Annotated in this window: 17 protein-coding genes, 2 tRNA genes and 2 pseudogenes; 10 read left to right on the top strand and 11 right to left on the bottom strand. The window is 67.5% G+C overall.

Annotation, left to right across the window (positions count from 1 at the left end; genetic code table 11):
• The first annotated feature begins 253 nt into the window (after positions 1 to 253).
• The 4 genes from E7Y32_RS12075 to E7Y32_RS12090 all read left to right on the top strand — a co-directional run bounded on the left by E7Y32_RS12075 (position 254) and on the right by E7Y32_RS12090 (position 3,290).
• Positions 254 to 1,711: a glyceraldehyde-3-phosphate dehydrogenase gene (locus tag E7Y32_RS12075; RefSeq protein ID WP_261382429.1), complete on the top strand. Its 1,458-nt coding sequence runs from the start codon at positions 254 to 256 to the stop codon at positions 1,709 to 1,711.
• Positions 1,712 to 1,777: 66 nt separating this feature from the next.
• Positions 1,778 to 1,987, top strand: a complete 210-nt coding sequence (locus tag E7Y32_RS12080) for a hypothetical protein (RefSeq protein WP_146337322.1) — start codon at positions 1,778 to 1,780, stop codon at positions 1,985 to 1,987.
• Positions 1,988 to 2,109: 122 nt separating this feature from the next.
• Positions 2,110 to 2,907, top strand: coding sequence for an HNH endonuclease family protein (locus E7Y32_RS12085; RefSeq protein ID WP_146337323.1), 798 nt, complete (start codon positions 2,110 to 2,112; stop codon positions 2,905 to 2,907).
• Between the two features lie 95 nt (positions 2,908 to 3,002).
• Positions 3,003 to 3,290, top strand: coding sequence for a hypothetical protein (locus E7Y32_RS12090; RefSeq protein WP_146337324.1), 288 nt, complete (start codon positions 3,003 to 3,005; stop codon positions 3,288 to 3,290).
• A gap of 50 nt (positions 3,291 to 3,340) precedes the next feature.
• Here E7Y32_RS12090 and E7Y32_RS16455 read toward each other — a convergent pair whose 3' ends face one another.
• The 3 genes and pseudogenes from E7Y32_RS16455 to E7Y32_RS12100 form a co-directional block, all read right to left on the bottom strand.
• On the bottom strand, positions 3,341 to 3,463 hold the full coding sequence (locus E7Y32_RS16455; RefSeq protein WP_261382430.1) for a hypothetical protein: 123 nt from the start codon (positions 3,461 to 3,463) through the stop codon (positions 3,341 to 3,343).
• A 24-nt stretch (positions 3,464 to 3,487) separates the two neighbouring features.
• Positions 3,488 to 3,562: pseudogene (locus E7Y32_RS16555) on the bottom strand (hypothetical protein); the annotation flags it as partial.
• Positions 3,563 to 4,531, bottom strand: coding sequence for a 1-phosphofructokinase family hexose kinase (locus E7Y32_RS12100; protein WP_222433445.1), 969 nt, complete (start codon positions 4,529 to 4,531; stop codon positions 3,563 to 3,565). It abuts the pseudogene before it with no gap.
• 128 nt (positions 4,532 to 4,659) lie between these two features.
• On the opposite strand from E7Y32_RS12100, the gene ppk2 reads away from it, so the two are divergent.
• Entirely contained in the window at positions 4,660 to 5,583 is a 924-nt protein-coding gene (ppk2, locus tag E7Y32_RS12105) for a polyphosphate kinase 2 (RefSeq protein ID WP_395940422.1), read from the top strand.
• Positions 5,584 to 5,616: 33 nt separating this feature from the next.
• Here ppk2 and def read toward each other — a convergent pair whose 3' ends face one another.
• The 4 genes from def to orn all read right to left on the bottom strand — a co-directional run bounded on the left by def (position 5,617) and on the right by orn (position 8,323).
• Positions 5,617 to 6,189: a peptide deformylase gene (gene def, locus E7Y32_RS12110; protein WP_146337326.1), complete on the bottom strand. Its 573-nt coding sequence runs from the start codon at positions 6,187 to 6,189 to the stop codon at positions 5,617 to 5,619.
• Positions 6,190 to 6,235: 46 nt separating this feature from the next.
• Positions 6,236 to 7,390: an acyl-CoA dehydrogenase family protein gene (locus E7Y32_RS12115; RefSeq protein ID WP_146337327.1), complete on the bottom strand. Its 1,155-nt coding sequence runs from the start codon at positions 7,388 to 7,390 to the stop codon at positions 6,236 to 6,238.
• Positions 7,391 to 7,489: 99 nt separating this feature from the next.
• Positions 7,490 to 7,562: transfer RNA gene (locus E7Y32_RS12120), tRNA-His, on the bottom strand.
• 131 nt (positions 7,563 to 7,693) lie between these two features.
• On the bottom strand, positions 7,694 to 8,323 hold the full coding sequence (orn, locus tag E7Y32_RS12125) for an oligoribonuclease (RefSeq protein ID WP_261382628.1): 630 nt from the start codon (positions 8,321 to 8,323) through the stop codon (positions 7,694 to 7,696).
• Between the two features lie 199 nt (positions 8,324 to 8,522).
• Between orn and mptB the strand changes: the two genes are divergently transcribed.
• A complete protein-coding gene (gene mptB / locus E7Y32_RS12130) occupies positions 8,523 to 10,088 on the top strand; it encodes a polyprenol phosphomannose-dependent alpha 1,6 mannosyltransferase MptB (RefSeq protein ID WP_186466984.1) in 1,566 nt (521 codons plus the stop codon).
• Here the strand turns inward: mptB and E7Y32_RS12135 are convergent.
• A pseudogene (locus E7Y32_RS12135) lies at positions 10,081 to 10,766 on the bottom strand (DNA alkylation repair protein). The gene mptB and the pseudogene E7Y32_RS12135 sit on opposite strands and share 8 nt — an antisense overlap.
• A 43-nt stretch (positions 10,767 to 10,809) precedes the next feature.
• Here E7Y32_RS12135 and map point away from each other — a divergent pair.
• Complete coding sequence (gene map, locus E7Y32_RS12140) at positions 10,810 to 11,577, top strand: type I methionyl aminopeptidase (RefSeq protein WP_146337330.1); 768 nt, start codon at positions 10,810 to 10,812, stop codon at positions 11,575 to 11,577.
• A 19-nt stretch (positions 11,578 to 11,596) separates the two neighbouring features.
• On the opposite strand, the gene E7Y32_RS12145 is transcribed toward map, so the two are convergent.
• Complete coding sequence (locus E7Y32_RS12145) at positions 11,597 to 12,106, bottom strand: lipopolysaccharide assembly LapA domain-containing protein (RefSeq protein WP_146337331.1); 510 nt, start codon at positions 12,104 to 12,106, stop codon at positions 11,597 to 11,599.
• Between the two features lie 190 nt (positions 12,107 to 12,296).
• On the opposite strand from E7Y32_RS12145, the gene E7Y32_RS12150 reads away from it, so the two are divergent.
• Entirely contained in the window at positions 12,297 to 13,313 is a 1,017-nt protein-coding gene (locus E7Y32_RS12150; RefSeq protein ID WP_146337332.1) for a magnesium and cobalt transport protein CorA, read from the top strand.
• Positions 13,314 to 13,395: 82 nt separating this feature from the next.
• Here the strand turns inward: E7Y32_RS12150 and E7Y32_RS12155 are convergent.
• Positions 13,396 to 13,468, bottom strand: a tRNA-Arg gene (locus E7Y32_RS12155).
• A 197-nt stretch (positions 13,469 to 13,665) separates the two neighbouring features.
• Here E7Y32_RS12155 and E7Y32_RS12160 point away from each other — a divergent pair.
• Complete coding sequence (locus tag E7Y32_RS12160; RefSeq protein ID WP_146337333.1) at positions 13,666 to 14,202, top strand: single-stranded DNA-binding protein; 537 nt, start codon at positions 13,666 to 13,668, stop codon at positions 14,200 to 14,202.
• A 107-nt stretch (positions 14,203 to 14,309) separates the two neighbouring features.
• On the top strand, positions 14,310 to 15,992 hold the full coding sequence (gene ettA, locus E7Y32_RS12165; protein WP_146337334.1) for an energy-dependent translational throttle protein EttA: 1,683 nt from the start codon (positions 14,310 to 14,312) through the stop codon (positions 15,990 to 15,992).
• An 84-nt stretch (positions 15,993 to 16,076) separates the two neighbouring features.
• Here ettA and E7Y32_RS12170 read toward each other — a convergent pair whose 3' ends face one another.
• Positions 16,077 to 17,057, bottom strand: coding sequence for an acyl-CoA thioesterase II (locus E7Y32_RS12170; protein WP_146337335.1), 981 nt, complete (start codon positions 17,055 to 17,057; stop codon positions 16,077 to 16,079).
• Positions 17,058 to 17,063: the final 6 nt, after the last annotated feature.

The following is a 17,063-nucleotide window of genomic DNA, read 5'->3' on the forward strand; positions in this document are numbered from 1 at the left end:
GTACCGGCCGGTAGGGGAGCGGAGGCCACCCTAGAATGGATAGCGAACGTAGAAGTTCTGCCGCCGGGTCTGCGTTCGCAACCGGTGGCTTTTTCTTTGCTCAGCAAAAAGGTGCGCGGGCTGGACCGAATTCCCGCAGCGCCAGGTTCCGGACATCCGCCGGCAGCCGACTTCCGCATACGAGGACGTGTGCGGTGGATTCTAGGAAGGTAGTTCTGTGAGCCAGACGTCAGATTCTTGTCTTGATACGTGGATGGGCCGGGAGGCGCTCGCCGAGGCCATGATTCCGGTGATCGGCCGGCTGTACCGTGAGAACAACGTGGTGACGTCCATCCACGGCCGCAGCTTGATCAACAAATCCACCATGAACATCCTCAAGGCGCACCGCTTCGCCCGCCGGATGAGCAAGGAAGAACTGCGCCTCGAAGAGACCGCGCCGCTGCTGGACGCGCTCACCAAGCTGGAGTTGGGCGCGGCTGCCATCGACATCGCCCGCCTCACCGAGAAGTACCGCGCCGAGGGCGACGGCGTCAGCCTGGACGAGTTCCTGCGCGAGGAACTCGCCGAAATTGTCGGCAAGCGTGGCGGCGATGACCGCACCAGCACCGACGTCGTGCTTTACGGCTTTGGCCGCATCGGCCGGCTGCTGGCCCGCCTCCTGATCGAAAAGGCCGGCGGCGGCCACGGCCTTCGCCTGCGCGCGATCGTGGTGCGCCGCGGTTCGGACAATGACCTGGCCAAGCGCGCCAGCCTGCTGCGCCGCGACTCGGTGCACGGCTCCTTCGAGGGCACCATCAAGGTGGACCTCGAGAACGACACGATCACCGCCAACGGCGTCCAGATCCAGGTCATCTACTCGGACAACCCGGCCACGGTGGACTACACCGCCTACGGCATCCACGACGCGCTCGTCGTCGACAACACCGGCCGCTGGCGCGACGCCGAGGGCCTGTCCCAGCACCTGCAGAGCAAGGGTGTCTCCCGCGTCCTGCTCACCGCCCCGGGCAAGGGCGAGCTGAAGAACATCGTGCACGGCATCAACCACGGCACCATCGCCGATTCGGACACCATCGTCTCGGCCGCCTCCTGCACCACCAACGCCATCACGCCTGTGCTGAAGGCGATCAACGACCGCTACGGCGTAGTGCACGGCCATGTGGAGACGGTCCACTCTTTCACCAACGACCAGAACCTGATCGACAACTTCCACAAGGGTGACCGCCGCGGCCGCTCCGCCGCGCTGAACATGGTCATCACCGAGACCGGCGCCGCCAAAGCCGTCGCGAAAGCCCTGCCCGAACTCCTCGGCAAGCTCACCGGCAGCTCCATCCGCGTCCCCACCCCGGACGTGTCGCTGGCCATCTTGAACCTGAGCCTGGAGAACGGCACCACCAAGGACGAGGTCAACGACTACCTGCGGGAAATGTCGCTGCACTCGGACCTGCGCAAGCAGATCGACTACATCGATTCGCCCGAGGTGGTCTCCACCGACTTCGTCGGCTCCCGCCGCGCCGGCATCGTCGACGGCCTCGCCACCATCTCCAACGACAAGAACCTCGTTCTTTACGTCTGGTACGACAACGAATTCGGCTACAGCTGCCAGGTGGTCCGGGTGATGGAGGAAATGGCCGGCGTGAACCCACCGTCGTTCCCCGCCAAGGACGCAGCCGCCACGCTGGAAGCAGCCGGTCTGCCGGTCGAGGTCGGATAACCCCCTGTGGCGACCTTCCCGGCCGGATCTCTGGAATCGGCCGGGAAAGGGAACCACAATGGAGCCATGGAACAGAACCCGGCTCTGGAACACGAAACCACCCTCGAACATGCCCTCGATGTGGCGCGGCGGAACGCCAAGGAAGCCAAGCGCCTCCTCGACGACGCCCGTGCCAAGCGCGAGGCCGGCGAGGTCGACGACGCACGCGTCCGCCAGCTGGAGGATCTGCTGACCCTCGCCGAGGAGGACCTCCGCCGGGTCACCAGGGAACAATGACCCCTGAGCGCTAACCTGCCCGGCGCCGGACCGGTCCTCCACACTGTGGACAACCGGTCCGGCGTCGGTGCTCCGTCCTACGCTGTGGTGATGCAGCGCTCCCGGCCCGCCAGGGCCCTTCCGTGACCTCGACCTGGACCGATTTCCGGCGTGCCCGACGCCGATCCCGCCAGGCGTGGGCCCTGCTGGCCGCCGCGGGACTAACCCTGCTCGCCGCCCTCGGCTGGTTCTTCACCGCCGGCCAGTTTGCCCTGGGGGAGCCGCAGGCGGACGGCCCCACCGAGGCTCCCGTCCTCGCGCCGGGCTGGATGAAGCCTGTCCCCCCGGTGCGGCCGGTGCCGGGCGGCAGCGCCGTCGAGGTGCTGGCAACGCTGCCGGTGAAGGGACGGGCGCCCGGGAACAATTATGAGCGCAGCGCCTTCGGCCAGGCCTGGCTCGACGTCGACCGCAACGGCTGCGACACCCGCAACGACATTCTCCGCCGCGACCTGGCCGGGGCCAGCTTCACCGAGGGTTCGCGCTGCCGGATCGGCGCCGGTTCGTTCCGGGAGCCCTACACCGGCCGGAGCATCGAATTCCGGCGGGGGGCCGAGTCCAGCAAGGCGGTGCAGATCGACCACGTTGTGGCGCTGGGGGACGCCTGGCAGAAGGGCGCCCAGCAGCTGACGGCCGTGCAGCGCCAGCACCTGGCCAATGATCCGCTGAACCTGATCGCCGCGGACGGCCAGGCCAACCAGGACAAGGGCGCGTCCGACGCGGCCAGCTGGCTGCCGCCGAACAAGGCGTTCCGCTGCCACTACGTCGCCCGGCAGATCTCGGTCAAGGCCGCCTACGGCCTGTGGGTGACTGCGGCCGAAAAGGACGCCATGAAGCGGGTCCTTGATGCCTGCCCGGGGCAGCCGGCCGTGGTGCCGCGCTGAGGGGTGCCGGCCCGATCTCCGCGAGCATTGACAGGCGACGCCGCCGGGTCTACGACTGGGATGGTCAGGTGCGGCCCACCATTCGAGGAGCAGAAATGGCTTACGGAGTTGTGCACTTTTTCCCGGGCGGAACCAAGGAACAATACGAGGCGTCCATCGCGGCGGTCCATCCCGGCGAAGGGCGCTTGCCGGAGGGACAGATTTTTCACGCCGGAGGCGCGTCCGCCGGTGGGTGGACCATCATGGCGGTCCACGATTCGAAGGAGAGCTGGGAGAAGTTCCGCGACGGCATTCTGATGCCGAAGATGCAGGCCGGCATCCAGGGCGGCTTCGCGTCGCCGCCGGAAGAGACGGTCGTCGACCTCTACAAAGTGCTGCCCTAGCCGTTAGGCATGGTTCTGGCGCACCAACCCGGGTCCGGTCCGTTGGCCCGTCAGAGGAGCACTTTGGCCAGGCACCGGCCGGCGAGGATGAGCCCGAGGACCAGCACCCAGCTGACGTACTTCTTCCCGCCGGCCGTCAGCGCCACCGTGTGGCGGACCTCAATGTCATCCACCGCGGCGAACGGGATCCGGTGCCGGCGAAGGCCGTTGACCCCCTCAAAACCGTCGGCGTCGACGATCAGCCGCGGCCGCCACTGGGTCAGGTAGACCAGCTACGCCCCGAAGTCCTGGGCCGCGAGTTCCGCTTCCAGCCGTTCGACGTCGGCCCGGTGGCACAGTTCGGTGGCCCGCGTCGTGACGGTGGCGCTGCCGGCGGCGACGGCCGAGCGGAACGCCTCCGCCAGGCTGCGTCCCTGGGCCAGCCGGAGGACAAAGGCCGCCAGGAAGCTGTCGCCGGCGCCGACGGTGCTGCGCACCTCCACCTGGGGAACGGCCAGCCGGAGGGTGCCGTCCCGGGACGCGAGAACTGCGCCCCGGCCGCCGAGGGTCAGGGCGACGTGCTCGGTGGATCCGTCGTTCACCAGGGCCATGGCGGCATCAAGCTCGCTCTGCTCGCTGTCCAGGGTGGTGCCGAAATGCAGCCCGAGTTCCCGGCGGCTGGGCTTGATCAGGAAGACCCCTTCGGAGAGTGCGGCGGCCAGGGCCGGCCCGGAGGCATCCACCACGCAGCGGGCATTCTGTTCCCGGGACAGCCGGGCCACCTCCGCGTAAAAGTCGTCCGGCACCCCGGGCGGAAGGCTTCCGCTGGCCACCACGAAGCCGCCGGGCTGGATGGAGTCCGCCACCAGCGTTAGGCACAGGCGCCACTCGGACTCACTCAATTCCGGTCCCTGAAGGACAAAACGGAACTGCTTGCCGGTGGAGGCCTCGTCGACCGTAAAATCCTGGCGGGTGCTGCCCTGGATCGGAACAACCAGGGTGGGCAGGCGTTCAGCCTCGATCAGCCGCCGGTACGCCTCGCCCGTGGGGCCGCCGGCGGTGTAGACGGCCAGAGGGCGTCCGCCGAGCCGCTGCACGACGCGCGCCACGTTGATGCCGCCGCCGCCCGGATCCAGCCGGCTGGGGCCGCACCGGAGTTTGTGGCCGCTGGTGACCAGCTCGGTGGTGGTGCTGATGTCCAGGGCCGGATTCACGGTAACCGTGAGGATGGGCAACACCTGCGCCGATGGGGATGCTTCCATGAGGCCAAGCATAGGAGACGCGGCCGGATCCCGGGCCCATGGCCCTAGCCCGGAGCACGGGGCTGGGCAAGAATGGGCGCGGCAGGACCCGCGGCCTGATGTCCGCGGCCACGAGTGGAGCGGGAGCCATGGCACATCGCAAGGGAGACGCCGGCAAAGCCGCCGGCGGCAAGGCGGCCGCCGGGAAAGCGGCCGCGGGGAAGGACCTGGCCCGCCGGTCCGGGGCCAACGACTCGCCGGAGGCGCCGGGCCGGCTGCCGCTCGGGGTGTATGAGGCCGAGCTGGCCCGGCTCCAGGCGGAGCTGGTGGCGCTGCAGGAATGGGTCCGCAGCACCGGTGCGCGGGTGCTGGTGCTCTTTGAAGGCCGCGACGCCGCCGGCAAGGGCAGTGCAATTAAGAGGGTTACGGAGTACCTGAACCCCCGGGTGGTTCGGATTGTGGCGTTGCCGGCCCCGACTGACCGGCAACGCGGGGAATGGTACTTCCAGCGCTACGTGGAGCAACTCCCTGCGGCCGGGGAAATCGTGCTGATGGACCGCTCCTGGTATAACCGAGCCGGCGTCGAGCGCGTGATGGGCTTCTGCACCCCCGCGGAACACAAGCGCTTTATGGCCCAGTGCCCCGTGTTTGAGCGCCTCCTGATCCAGGACGGCATCCTTCTGTTCAAGTACTGGTTCTCGATCAGCCACGAAGAGCAGGAACGGCGATTCAGGTCCCGGCTGCAGGATCCGCTGCGGCAATGGAAGCTTTCGCCGATGGACCGGGAAGCGATCCTGCGCTGGGAGGACTACTCCCGGGCCAAGGACGACATGTTCATGCAGACGGACACGGCGGAATCGCCCTGGTTTGTGGTCGAGGCCGAAGACAAGCGGAGGGCCCGGATCAACATGATCGCCCACCTGCTCGCCAGCATCGACTACACCGAAGTCCGTTCGGAGCCGGTGACCCTGCCGGAACGGCCGCGCGCCGTCAATTACACCCGCCCACCGCGCGAGCTGTACCGCTACGTCCCGGACCACGCCGCCCAGCTTCTGAAGCCCGGCGAAGCGTGAGCGAAGGAAAATGCCCGCCGGGCGCCGGGGAACCTAGTGGCCGAACGGATCCGGGTCCACGCCCGGCATCCAGGTCAACCCGGGGACGCCCCAGCCGTTCTTCTTGGCCTGCTTCATTGCCTTGCGGGAGTACCGGTCGATCAGCCGGTTGACGTACAGCTTGCCGTCGAGGTGGTCGTATTCGTGCTGGATCACCCGGGCGAACCAGCCTGTCGCCTCGAACTCGACCGGCTTGCCGTCGCCGTCGAAGCCCTGCACCCGTGCCCATTCGGCACGTTTGAGCGGGTACTGCCCGCCCGGGAAAGACAGGCAGCCTTCCTCTTCCTCGTCCGGGTCCGGCAGCGCGCCGGAGACCTTGGAGAGGGTCAGCACGGGGTTGACGACGACGCCGGACGGCGGGGCGCCGTCGTCGTTCTCGTACTTGTACACGAACAGCCGCTTACCCACCCCGACCTGGGGCGCGGCGAGGCCCACGCCGTTGGCGGCGTCGTTGGTCTCGAACATGTCCGCGATCAGGGTGCGCAGTTCGTCGTCGAAGACCTCAACCTCGGCGGCCCGGCGGTGCAGCACGGGTTCGCCCCAGATCGTGATGGGTAGGACTGTCATGTCGGAAAAGTTCCTTTAGTGCTCGGGGTTGCTGGCGGCGGGAAGGTCAGTCCGCGATGGTGCGGCCGACGACGTCGCGCATGATTTCGTTAGTGCCGCCGAAGATGGTCAGCAGCCGGGCCGCCAGGAAGGCCTGCGCCACCGGGTACTCGAGGATGTAGCCGTAGCCGCCGTGCAGCTGCAGGCACCGGTCCGTGACGGACTTGGCCCGCTCGGAGGCCCACAATTTCGCGCGGGCTGCGGAGCCGGCGTCGAGCTCCCCGACATTGAAGGCCTGGATGGCCCGATCAACGTAGGATTCGGTGACCTCAACCTCGGTGAGGATGTCGGCGAGCTCGAAGCGGGTGTTCTGGAAATCGATGATCCGCTCACCGAAGGCGTTGCGGTCCTTCGTGTAGTTGACGGTCGCCTCGTAGACGGCCCGGACGACGGCGGAGCTCGCCACGGCGATCGCGAGCCGTCCCTGGGGGAGCTGACCGGCCGCGTACTCCAGGCCCTTGCCCGGCTCGCCGACGAGGTCCGCGTGCGGGACGCGGACGTTGTCGAAGAACAGTTCCGCGGTGTCCGATGCCTTCAGGCCCATTTTGTCCAGCTGGTTGCCCGTGGTGTAGCCCTCGCCCTTGCGCACCATAAAGAGGGAGAAGGAGTCGCGGCCGCCGCGCCCGGTGCCGCCGTCGGTGCGGGCAAGGACCAGGGAGGCGTCGCCGGAAATACCGTTGCCGATGAACGTTTTCTGGCCGGTGATCAGCCAGTCGTCGCCGTCGCGCACGGCCTTGGTGCGGATGCCGCGCAGGTCAGACCCCGCTCCCGGCTCGGTCCAGGCGACGGACGTGACCGTTTCACCGGAAACCATCCCGGAAAGCCAGCGGCTCTTGAGGTCGTCGGAACCGTACGCCAGCAGGTGGGGGAGGACCAGATCATCGTGCAGGTGGAACGCGAGGCCGACGGCGAGGTGGTTGCTCCGGGCAAATTCCTCGTCCAGCACGGCGCGGAACCGGTAGTCCGCCATGCCCATGCCGCCGAACTCCTCGGGCACGGCGAGGCCGAGCAGGCCCTGCTCGCCGGCCGCGGTCCACAGTGAGCGGGGCATCATGTGCTCCTGGTCCCACTGGGCGTAGTGCGGGGCTACCGCCCGGGTGTTGAACTCCGCTGCCATCCCACGGAACATCTCGTGGTCTTCTTCAAAGAGCTGGCGCTTCATGAGGTTCCTTCCGTGGACGGTCAGACAGACAACAAAGGCCGCACCGGATAACCGGTGCGGCCTTTGGCAAGGTCGGACAATTCTGCCGTCCTTGGTGAGGGTGAGCGACGGGGGTTGAACCCGCGACCTCCTGGACCACAACCAGGCGCTCTGCCAACTGAGCTACGCCCACCATGTTCCCCGCCGTGACTACCGGCGAACCGGCGCTCTGGAAAGGCAACGACAAATAGCTTACCTGCTCCTTGGGGGTGTTTTTGCCAATTTTCCCGAATTCGCGGAAATTTTCCCCAAACGTGGTGCAGATTACTCCGCGGGTGCTGCCGCCTGTGCTTCCACTGACTCTTCGGCTGGCGATTCCGCGGCCGACGCGGCGGCCGCCATGACGGACTTCGCGATCCGCTGCGCCGTGGCGCTGTCGGGACCCGGGGCCGGCACAAAGACCGCCTCCCGGTAATAGCGGAGCTCGTCGATGGAATCCTTGATGTCGCCCAGGGCCCGGTGGCCGCCGAGCTTGGCAGGGGACTGGAAGTACGCCCGGGCATACCAACGCCGGGACAGCTCCTTGATGGTGCTGACGTCGATCACGCGGTAGTGCAGGTGTTCCACCAGTTCCGGCATGTCGCGGACCAGGAACACCCGGTCGGTGCCCACCGAGTTGCCGCCCAGCGGGGCCTTCTTCGGGTCCGGCACCCACTTCTTGATGTACTCCAGCACAACGGCCTGCGCTTCGGCCATCGTCTTGCCGTGGGGGAGTTCGGCCAGCAGCCCGGAACGGGTGTGCATGTCGCGCACGAAGTCGTTCATTTGGGCCAGCGCGGCGTCGTCGGGTTTGATCACGACGTCGACGCCGTCACCAAGGATGTTGAGCTCCGAGTCCGTCACCAGGGCGGCCACCTCGATCAGGGCGTCGTTCTTGGTGTCCAGGCCGGTCATTTCGCAGTCGATCCACACGATGCGTTCATTAGATATAGGCACCCGCCCAGCCTACCGTTCCGGCGCCCCAGAGCGGTCCGGTGCTAGGATTTTGGGAACGCGGCCTTCGAAGATTTTCGTCATCGCGGCACGCCCCCTGACTGCCTTTCGGGCCGAAGGCGGGCCAAACCAGCCCCACAACAGATTGGACGATCCTGAGATGACGGCGCCTGTACCTGCGGCGGGGGAAACGGCTGCCGGTACTTCCCGCACCACCCCGAAAGCAGGGGATGCGGATGTGGACTACGCCAGCTCGCCGATCATCTCCGGATTCCTCGGCTCCCTGTTCATGGCGGTTGGTTCGCTCGGCGTCGGCTGGCTCGCCCCGGTCTCCGAACTGCGCCGGCTGCCCCTGTTCATCTGGATGCGCACCGAGGCCGTCGGCGTCGGACTGAGCATTGTGCTGCTGGCCGTCGGCGGAATGCTGCTGGTACGTGCCTGGCTCCGGCTGGGGCAGCGCGTGCGGCACTGGGGCGCCGGCGCGCGCAAGGCGACGCTGCTGGCGGTGGCGGCCTGGGGGCTGCCGATGATGTTCTCCGTCCCGCTCTTCAGCCGCGATGTCTACGCGTACATCGGGCAGGGCCGCCTGATGGTGGAGGGCTTCAACCCCTACGAGAACGGCATCTCGGCGCTGTCCAACTACTTCCAGCTGGGCGCTGACAAGATGTGGACCGAGGCGCCAGTGCCGTACGGGCAGCTATTCCTCTGGATCGAGCAGCTCGTGGTCTGGTCCACGAACGTCCACCCCGAGGCCAGCATCATGCTGTTCCGGCTCGCGGCCCTGGCCGGCATTGTGCTCTGCGTGATCTACGTGCCGAAACTGGCCGAGCTGCACGGCGTCAACCCGCACCGCGCCCTCTGGCTGACCGCCGCCAACCCGCTGTTCCTGACCAACTTCATTGCCAGCGTGCACAACGACGCCCTGATGATCGGCCTCGCCCTCGCCGGCCTCTACTACTGCGCCACCAAGCGGGTGCTCTTTGGCCTGGTCCTGGTCACGCTCTCCATCTCGGTCAAGCCCATCACGATCGTGTTCCTGCCGTTCATCGGCCTGTTGTGGGCGGGCAAGAACGCCGGCTGGCCGCGCAAATTCGTCTTCTGGGCGCTCACCGCAGGCATCAGCCTGGCGCTGCTGTACGGAATGAGCCTGGTCAACGGGTTCGGCTTTGGCTGGATCAACGGCCTGTCCGCCCCGGGCAGCATCTGGATCTGGTACGCGCCGGTCGGGCTGCTCGGGCTCATTGTCGCCTCGATCTTCAACGCCTTCAGCCTGGACGGCTGGGGGATGGCGAAGTGGGTGTACGACGCCGGGAAGCTGCTTGCGCTGGGCATCGTCGCCTGGCAGATCTTCCGGGGCGACTTCGACCGCCTGATGCGCCGCCTGACCCTGGCCTTTGCCGCCGTCGTCGTCCTGGCACCGATGATCCAGTCCTGGTACGTCGTCTGGCTCATCCCGCTGTTTGCGGTCACCGGCATCCGCGACGACTGGCAGGTCAAGGCCGTGTACTTCATCGTGTCCTTCTTCATGGTCTACGCCATTTCGGACCAGCTGGAAGTCTTCCCCTACCTGCAGACCGAGGACCTGGGCCTGGCCCTCGCGCTGGCCCGCAATGCCGCGGCCATCATCGCCCTCCTCTTTGCGCTGTACCTGATCTTCCTGGACCCGAAGACCAAACAGCTCTTCAGCAAGCCGGCGGAGCCGGTCACCACCCGGCCGGTCATCTAGGCCCCGCACGCAGGTTCCGCAGCGCTTCCTTCCGCGACAACGGGCTGAGCTGATCCCAGTGCTGCCGCACAAAGGCCTGCACCCACTCCGGGTCGGTGGCGGAAAAATCGCGCAGCGCCCAGCCGATCGCCTTCCGGATGAAGAACTCGGAATCGGCCAAGTTGGCCTCGATGACACCGGCCAGCAGGGTCCGGTCGGTGGCCGCCTTCGCCCCCAGCTGCGCGGTGATGGCGGCCCGCCGGATCCAGACGTCGGGTTCCGTGCTCCAGCGCAGCAGCACCGGTGACATGTCCTCCCGGTGGGTCTGCAGCAGTTCGCAGAGCCGGTGGGAGACCCCGTCCACCAGATCCCACCAGGCGCCGGTCCGGATGATCTCCTCGTACAGCGGCAGCATGCCGAGCTCGCCGGCGGCCAGCCGAAGGCCGGTCAGATCGATGGCCGCGTAGCGCTCCTCCCGCCAGCGCGCGCCCCGCCACAGCGCCAGGACCGCCGACTGCAGCGCCCCGAGGGACCCGGGAGGCAGCTCCTTGGCAGCGTCCTTAACGATCCGCCGGACCTCCGGGACGCGCACCCCAGCGACGGCATCTCGGACTTCATGTACGCCTGGGCCCCTGCCGCCCGGACAGGATCGGCCGCCGCCTGCAGCCGGGACCGGATGGTGGAGATCAGTTCAGCCATGGGGCCACTTTAGCCACGCACCCGCCGGCCCTAGAGTTAGGGCATGTCGATGATCAAGAGCCCCGCCGAGATTGCCCTGATGCGCGAAGCCGGCCGGGTTGTGGCCACCACGCTGGAACGCGTCCGGGAGGCGGCCGCCGTCGGCGTGTCCCTGAAGGAACTGGACGAGCTGGCTGCGGAGACGATCGCCGGGGCAGGGGCCACCCCCGCGTTCCTGAACTACCGCCCGCGCTGGGCGTCGGTGCCGTTCCCCGGCGTGATCTGCACGTCCGTCAACGACGCCGTGGTGCACGGCATCCCCAACGACTACCGGCTGGCCGACGGCGACCTGCTCAGCGTGGACTGCGGCGCCTTCCTCGAGGGCTGGTGCGGCGACGCGGCCATCAGCTTCATCGTGGGCACGGCGGACCCGGAGGACCAGGCGCTCATCGCAGCCACCGAAGAGGCGCTGGCCCGCGGCATCGAGGCGGCGCGGATCGGAAACAAGATGGGCGACCTGGCCTACGCGATCGGCGGCGCGGCCCGCCGGGCCGGCTACGGTCTGCTGGCCGACCACGGCGGCCACGGCATCGGCCGGACCATGCACGCGGAGCCGCCGGTTCCCAATGACGGCCGTCCCGGCCGGGGCATCAAACTGACCGAAGGGCTCGTCATCGCGATCGAACCCATGCTGATCCTCGGCGGCAAGGGCGACTACTACCACGACGAGGACGAGTGGACCCTGCGTTCGGCCAACGGACGCCGGGCAGCGCACAGCGAGCACACGGTCGCTATCACCGCTGACGGTCCGGTGATCCTGACGCTGCCCTAGTTGTATTGCCTCGGCGTCGTCAGCGCGTCTTGGGGAACTGGCCGGCCCGGACGCGCTGGCGATGCGCAGCTCGCCGCAACTGGATGATGCGCGCCGCTCCGGCGATGGCGACCAGCACTCCGCCGCCGACCGCGGCGATAAAGAGGGCAATCCCGAGCGGTACCGAGCCTTCGAGGCCAAAGAACTTCACCTGGACGTAGACCTGGTTTTGCAAAATGAAAACGATGAGCAGGATCAAAACAACGAGTGCGCTGGCGACGGCTGCCCAGACCATGCCCGCGCGAGTGACCTGATGGGGTTCCGGGGCGGGCGCCGTCGGGCCGGACGCTGAGGCGGGGGGAGCTTCAGGGCGGGAAACGACCACGGCATCGGCCGAAGCGCCGTTCGCGCGGCTGGCGCCACTATCCGGCCCGCCGTCCCGATAGCGCTCCTCGCGGGAACCGGACGGGGTAGCAGCCGTCGCAGGGTTCGGCGTGCTCGGGGCGTTGTTCGGATCCTGGGGACCGAATCCGCGGGGTGTCTGGGTCATGGCGGCCGTACCTTTCGGTTGCGGGCGGGGCTGGCGGGCATTCCCAGTATCCCGCTTGTGTCAGTCCAACACTAAGGGTACTAACGACCTGATGCGCTGCAGGGTGCTCTTGGCAGCGCGTGGGCTGCGGTATAGCGTCAGCGCCAAAGGGCCGCCCCGAGCGGGCGCCTCGGCCAAGGAAGGTGCAGCCGTGACAATCGTCGACAACGCTGTCTACGTGAACGGGGTCCGGACGGCAGACCCGGATGACCTGGACGAGACCTACTTCCTGCTGCGGCAACGCCAGGGGATGGCCTGGATCGGGCTCTACCGCCCTGACGCCCCGGAGCTCCGCTCGGTGGCCGAGGAATTCGATCTGAACCATTTGGCGGTGGAGGATGCGCTCGCGGGCCACCAACGCGCCAAGCTGGAGCACTACGGCGACACCCTGTTCCTGGTGCTGCGCCCGGCCCGGTACCTGGATGAGGTGGAGAAGGTCGAATTCGGGGAGATCCACGTCTTCACCGGCCCCGATTTTGTCGTCACCGTCCGCCATGCCGAATCACCGGACCTGGCCCGGGTCCGCCGGCGGATGGAGGCGGAGCCCGAGTTCCTGGCCCTCGGCCCGGACGCCGTGCTGTACGCCATCCTGGACCAGGTGGTCGATGAGTACGAGCCGGTGGCCGCCGGCCTGGAGAACGACGTCGACGAGATCGAGGACGAGCTCTTCGCCGCCGATCCCGGCGTGTCCCGCCGGATCTACGAGCTCTCTCGGCAGGTGATCATGTTCCAGCGCGCCACGGCGCCGCTGACGGGCATACTCCAGGCGCTCAGGGCGGGCAGCCCCAACCGGCTGCCCGGACCGGAACTGCAGGACCACTTCCGGGACGTCCTGGACCACGTGCTGCGCCTGAGCGAACGGATCACGGCGTTCCGTGCGCTGTTGCAGAACGCGCTCGCGGTCAACGCCGCGCTCGTGGCTCAGCGGCAGAACGACGAAATGCGGCTCCTAACGGAATCGAGCATCGCCCAGAACGAACAGACGAAGCGGATCTCATCCTGGGCCGCCATCCTCTTCGCCCCGACGCTGATCGCGTCCATCTACGGGATGAACTTCCGACTGATCCCTGAGCTCGATTGGGTCTTCGGCTATCCCATGGCCCTGGGTCTGATGCTGGTCATGGGGCTGGGGCTCTATCTGACGTTCAGGCACAACAAGTGGATCTGACCGGCTGATGTCCCGTGGCGTGAAGTGGGGGAGGGAGGCGGCCCTGGCCGGCGGATGATCCGCGGCCAGAGCCGCACTTTTGTGCCCCAGGAGGGAATCGAACCCCCGACCGGCGGATTAGAAGGCCGCTGCTCTATCCCCTGAGCTACTGGGGCGCGTGTGGCGCGCCGTCCGGCTGCTGCCGGGGGACGCCTCAAGAAGTTTACAGTGCCCGGTGGGTGCCGCCTGTCAGGGGGCCCGGAGATTCCTGCGTGCCGGGTTTGTCCACATAGCGCAGGAGCGCCCTGCCGCTGACCCGCCCGCGGCGTAAAGCTGGAAGGGCCAGCAAGACTCTTCGAGACAGGACAGCGCAATGAATGACAGCATCACGGTCCGCGGCTTCGTGGCCACGGAGATCAAGACGTCGACGACGCCGGGCGGCGTCGCCACGGCCAACTTTCGGCTCGGCTCCACCGGCCGGCGCTTCGACCGCTCGGCCAACGCCTGGGTGGACGGCAACACCAACTGGTTCACGGTCCAGGGCTACCGCCAGTTGGCCGGAAACATGGGCTGCAGCATCAAGAAGGGCCAGCGGGTCATCGTCGTGGGCCGGCTCAAGATGCGCAGCTGGGAAAAGGACGGCCGTATCTACCACGTGGCGGAAATCGACGCCGAGTCCGTCGGCCATGATCTGATGTGGGGCTCCGCAAACTTCACCCGGAACGCCGGCAACGGCCCGGTGCCGGGCCAGGAAACGCCGGCCGCCAACCGCGGGGAGGTCATGCCCGGCGCGCCGGACGACGTCGACCACGGGCCGGATTCGGACCGGGACAACGCCGCGGACCACGGCCAGGATGACGAGCCGGAGTTCGACGAGGAGACCGGCGAGCTGAAGGAAGCCGCCGCCTGAGCCGCGCTCATCGGCCCGTGGCGTCGGTACTGCGCGCCGGGTGCAGGGCTCCGGCGTGCAGTACCGGGAATGTGAGTTATCCCGGTCTAGCCACTAGATTTGTAGGCATGGCGGAATTTATCTACACAATGACCAAGGCCCGTAAGGCCGTTGGCGAAAAACTTATCCTCGACGACGTGAGCATGTCCTTCTTCCCGGGGGCCAAGATTGGTGTTGTTGGCCCGAATGGTGCCGGTAAGTCCACCATTCTGAAGATCATGGCCGGCCTGGACACCCCCTCCAACGGCGAAGCCCGGCTGAGCCCCGGCTACACCGTCGGCATCCTGCTGCAGGAGCCGCCGCTGAACGAGGAGAAGACCGTTCTGGGCAACGTCCAGGAAGGCGTCGGCGAGATCTACGGCAAGATCCAGCGTTTCAACGAGATCTCCGAGGAAATGGCCAGCCCCGACGCTGACTACGACGCCCTCCTCGAGGAGATGGGCCAGCTCCAGGAAGCCATCGACGCCGCCGACGCCTGGGACCTCGACTCCCAGCTCGAGCAGGCGATGGACGCCCTGCGCTGCCCGCCGGCCGACGCCGACGTCACGCTGCTCTCCGGTGGTGAGCGCCGCCGCGTCGCGCTCTGCAAGCTCCTGCTCCAGAAGCCGGACCTGCTGCTCCTTGACGAGCCCACCAACCACCTCGACGCCGAGAGCGTGCTCTGGCTCGAGCAGCACCTCTCCAGCTACCCCGGCGCCGTCCTTGCCGTCACCCACGACCGGTACTTCCTCGACCACGTGGCCGAATGGATCGCCGAAGTGGACCGCGGCCACCTGTACCCGTACGAGGGCAACTACTCCACGTACCTCGAAAAGAAGCGCGCCCGCCTGGAGATCCAGGGCAAGAAGGACGCCAAGCAGGCCAAGCGCCTGGCTGAGGAACTCGAGTGGGTCCGCTCCAACGCCAAGGGCCGCCAGACCAAGTCCAAGGCCCGCCTCGCCCGCTACGAGGAAATGGCCGCCGAAGCGGACCGCACCCGAAAGCTCGACTTCGAAGAAATCCAGATTCCGCCGGGGCCGCGCCTGGGCGGCCTCGTCCTGGAAGCCAAGAACCTGCAGAAGGGCTTCGAGGACCGCACCCTGATCGACGGACTGACCTTCACCCTGCCGCGCAACGGCATCGTCGGCGTCATCGGCCCCAACGGCGTGGGCAAAACCACGCTGTTCAAAACCATCGTCGGGCTTGAGCCCCTCGACGGCGGCGAGCTGAAGATCGGCGACTCGGTCAAGATCTCCTACGCGGACCAGAGCCGCGGCGGCATCGACCCGAACAAGACCCTGTGGGAGGTCGTCTCCGACGGGCTCGATTTCATCCAGGTCGGCCAGGTCGAAATGCCGTCCCGCGCCTACGTCGCCGCGTTCGGCTTCAAGGGACCGGACCAGCAGAAGAAGGCCGGGGTGCTGTCCGGCGGTGAGCGCAACCGCCTGAACCTGGCGCTGACCCTGAAGCAGGGCGGAAACCTGTTGCTCCTCGACGAACCGACCAACGACCTCGACGTCGAAACCCTCAGCAGCCTGGAAAACGCCCTGCTCGAGTTCCCGGGCTGCGCCGTCGTGGTCTCGCACGACCGCTGGTTCCTGGACCGGGTGGCCACCCACATCCTCGCCTACGAAGGCGATGAGGAGAACCCCTCCAAGTGGTACTGGTTCGAGGGCAACTTCGAATCCTACGAGGAGAACAAGATCGAGCGCCTCGGCCCCGACGCGGCCAAGCCGCACCGCGTGACCCACCGCCGCCTCACCCGCGACTAGGTCCCGCCGGGCCCGCGACCGCCCATCAAAGAAGGCCGGCTCCCCAGTTCACGCTGGGGAGCCGGCCTTCTTTGTGGGTGCCGCTCAGGCGCGGTCGGCCTTGCGCATCTGGTGCTCCAGCACCTTGGTCTGCACGGCGCCCTTGACCTTGTTCTTGAAGTCCGTCGGCACACGGATCATGCCTTCCTGGGCCACCGTGGCCACGTGCCGGCCGTCGCGGCTGAAGATCTTGCCGGTGGCCAGGCCGCGGGCGCCCTGGGCGCTGGGGGACTCCTGGACGTAGAGCAGCCACTCGTCCACCCGGACCGGCCGGTGCCACCACATGGCGTGGTCCAGGCTCGCGACGGACATGCCCGGGGTAATCCAGCTCATCCCGTGCCGCCGCAGCACCGACTCCAGCAGGGTGTAGTCGCTCGCGTAGGCCAGCGCAGCGCGGTGCATCTCCGGATCATCGGGCATCGGCCCGAAGGTGCGCATCCACACGGCGTTCCGGGCCTCCTTGGGACCCTTCGCGGACACATACAGGGCCGGATCCACGTGGCGGATGTCGAAGGGCCGCTCATAGGCCCAGTGCCGCGCCACCGGGTGGTCGTACTTGCCCAGCAGGTCGGCCGTGCTCGGCAGCGATTCCGGGTCCGGGATTCCCGCCGGCATCTCGGTCTGGTGCTCGATGCCCTCGTCCGCGTCCTGGAAGGAGGCGATCATCGACAGGATGGGCATGCCTTCCTGGTACGCGTGGACCCGCCGCGCGGAGAACGACCGGCCGTCGCGCAGCCGCTGGACGCCGAAGGTGATGGGCTTGTTGGCATCGCCCGGCCGGAGGAAGTAGCCGTGCATGGAGTGCACGCCGCGGCCGTCCGGGACCGTCCGGCTCCCGGCCACTAGGGACTGCGCCAGGACCTGGCCGCCAAACACACGCTGCCGCGGCTGTTTCTGGGACGGGCCCATAAAGATGTCCTCGTCCGTCCGGGCGCCCTCCAGCTCGCCGAGGTTCAGGAGTTGGATGAGCGAGGAGGTGGGGTCCTCGGTGGGCAGCGCCTGCAATCCGGCTTCGGCTTCAGTCATGGTTTG

Source organism: Arthrobacter sp. UKPF54-2, assembly GCF_007858535.1.
Taxonomy (GTDB): domain Bacteria; phylum Actinomycetota; class Actinomycetes; order Actinomycetales; family Micrococcaceae; genus Arthrobacter.

Bases quoted from the DNA above. Each gene is read 5' to 3' on its own strand.
- E7Y32_RS12145 (WP_146337331.1), bottom strand. From the start codon at position 12,106: ATGACCCAGACACCCCGCGGATTCGGTCCCCAGGATCCGAACAACGCC.
- ettA (WP_146337334.1), top strand. From the start codon at position 14,310: ATGGCGGAATTTATCTACACAATGACCAAGGCCCGTAAGGCCGTTGGC.
- E7Y32_RS12100 (WP_222433445.1), bottom strand. From the start codon at position 4,531: ATGGAAGCATCCCCATCGGCGCAGGTGTTGCCCATCCTCACGGTTACC.
- def (WP_146337326.1), bottom strand. From the start codon at position 6,189: ATGACAGTCCTACCCATCACGATCTGGGGCGAACCCGTGCTGCACCGC.
- E7Y32_RS12160 (WP_146337333.1), top strand. From the start codon at position 13,666: ATGAATGACAGCATCACGGTCCGCGGCTTCGTGGCCACGGAGATCAAG.
- map (WP_146337330.1), top strand. From the start codon at position 10,810: ATGTCGATGATCAAGAGCCCCGCCGAGATTGCCCTGATGCGCGAAGCC.
- ppk2 (WP_395940422.1), top strand. From the start codon at position 4,660: ATGGCACATCGCAAGGGAGACGCCGGCAAAGCCGCCGGCGGCAAGGCG.
- E7Y32_RS12090 (WP_146337324.1), top strand. From the start codon at position 3,003: ATGGCTTACGGAGTTGTGCACTTTTTCCCGGGCGGAACCAAGGAACAA.
- mptB (WP_186466984.1), top strand. From the start codon at position 8,523: ATGACGGCGCCTGTACCTGCGGCGGGGGAAACGGCTGCCGGTACTTCC.
- E7Y32_RS12075 (WP_261382429.1), top strand. From the start codon at position 254: ATGGGCCGGGAGGCGCTCGCCGAGGCCATGATTCCGGTGATCGGCCGG.
- E7Y32_RS12080 (WP_146337322.1), top strand. From the start codon at position 1,778: ATGGAACAGAACCCGGCTCTGGAACACGAAACCACCCTCGAACATGCC.
- E7Y32_RS12170 (WP_146337335.1), bottom strand. From the start codon at position 17,057: ATGACTGAAGCCGAAGCCGGATTGCAGGCGCTGCCCACCGAGGACCCC.
- E7Y32_RS12115 (WP_146337327.1), bottom strand. From the start codon at position 7,390: ATGAAGCGCCAGCTCTTTGAAGAAGACCACGAGATGTTCCGTGGGATG.
- orn (WP_261382628.1), bottom strand. From the start codon at position 8,323: ATGACCGGCCTGGACACCAAGAACGACGCCCTGATCGAGGTGGCCGCC.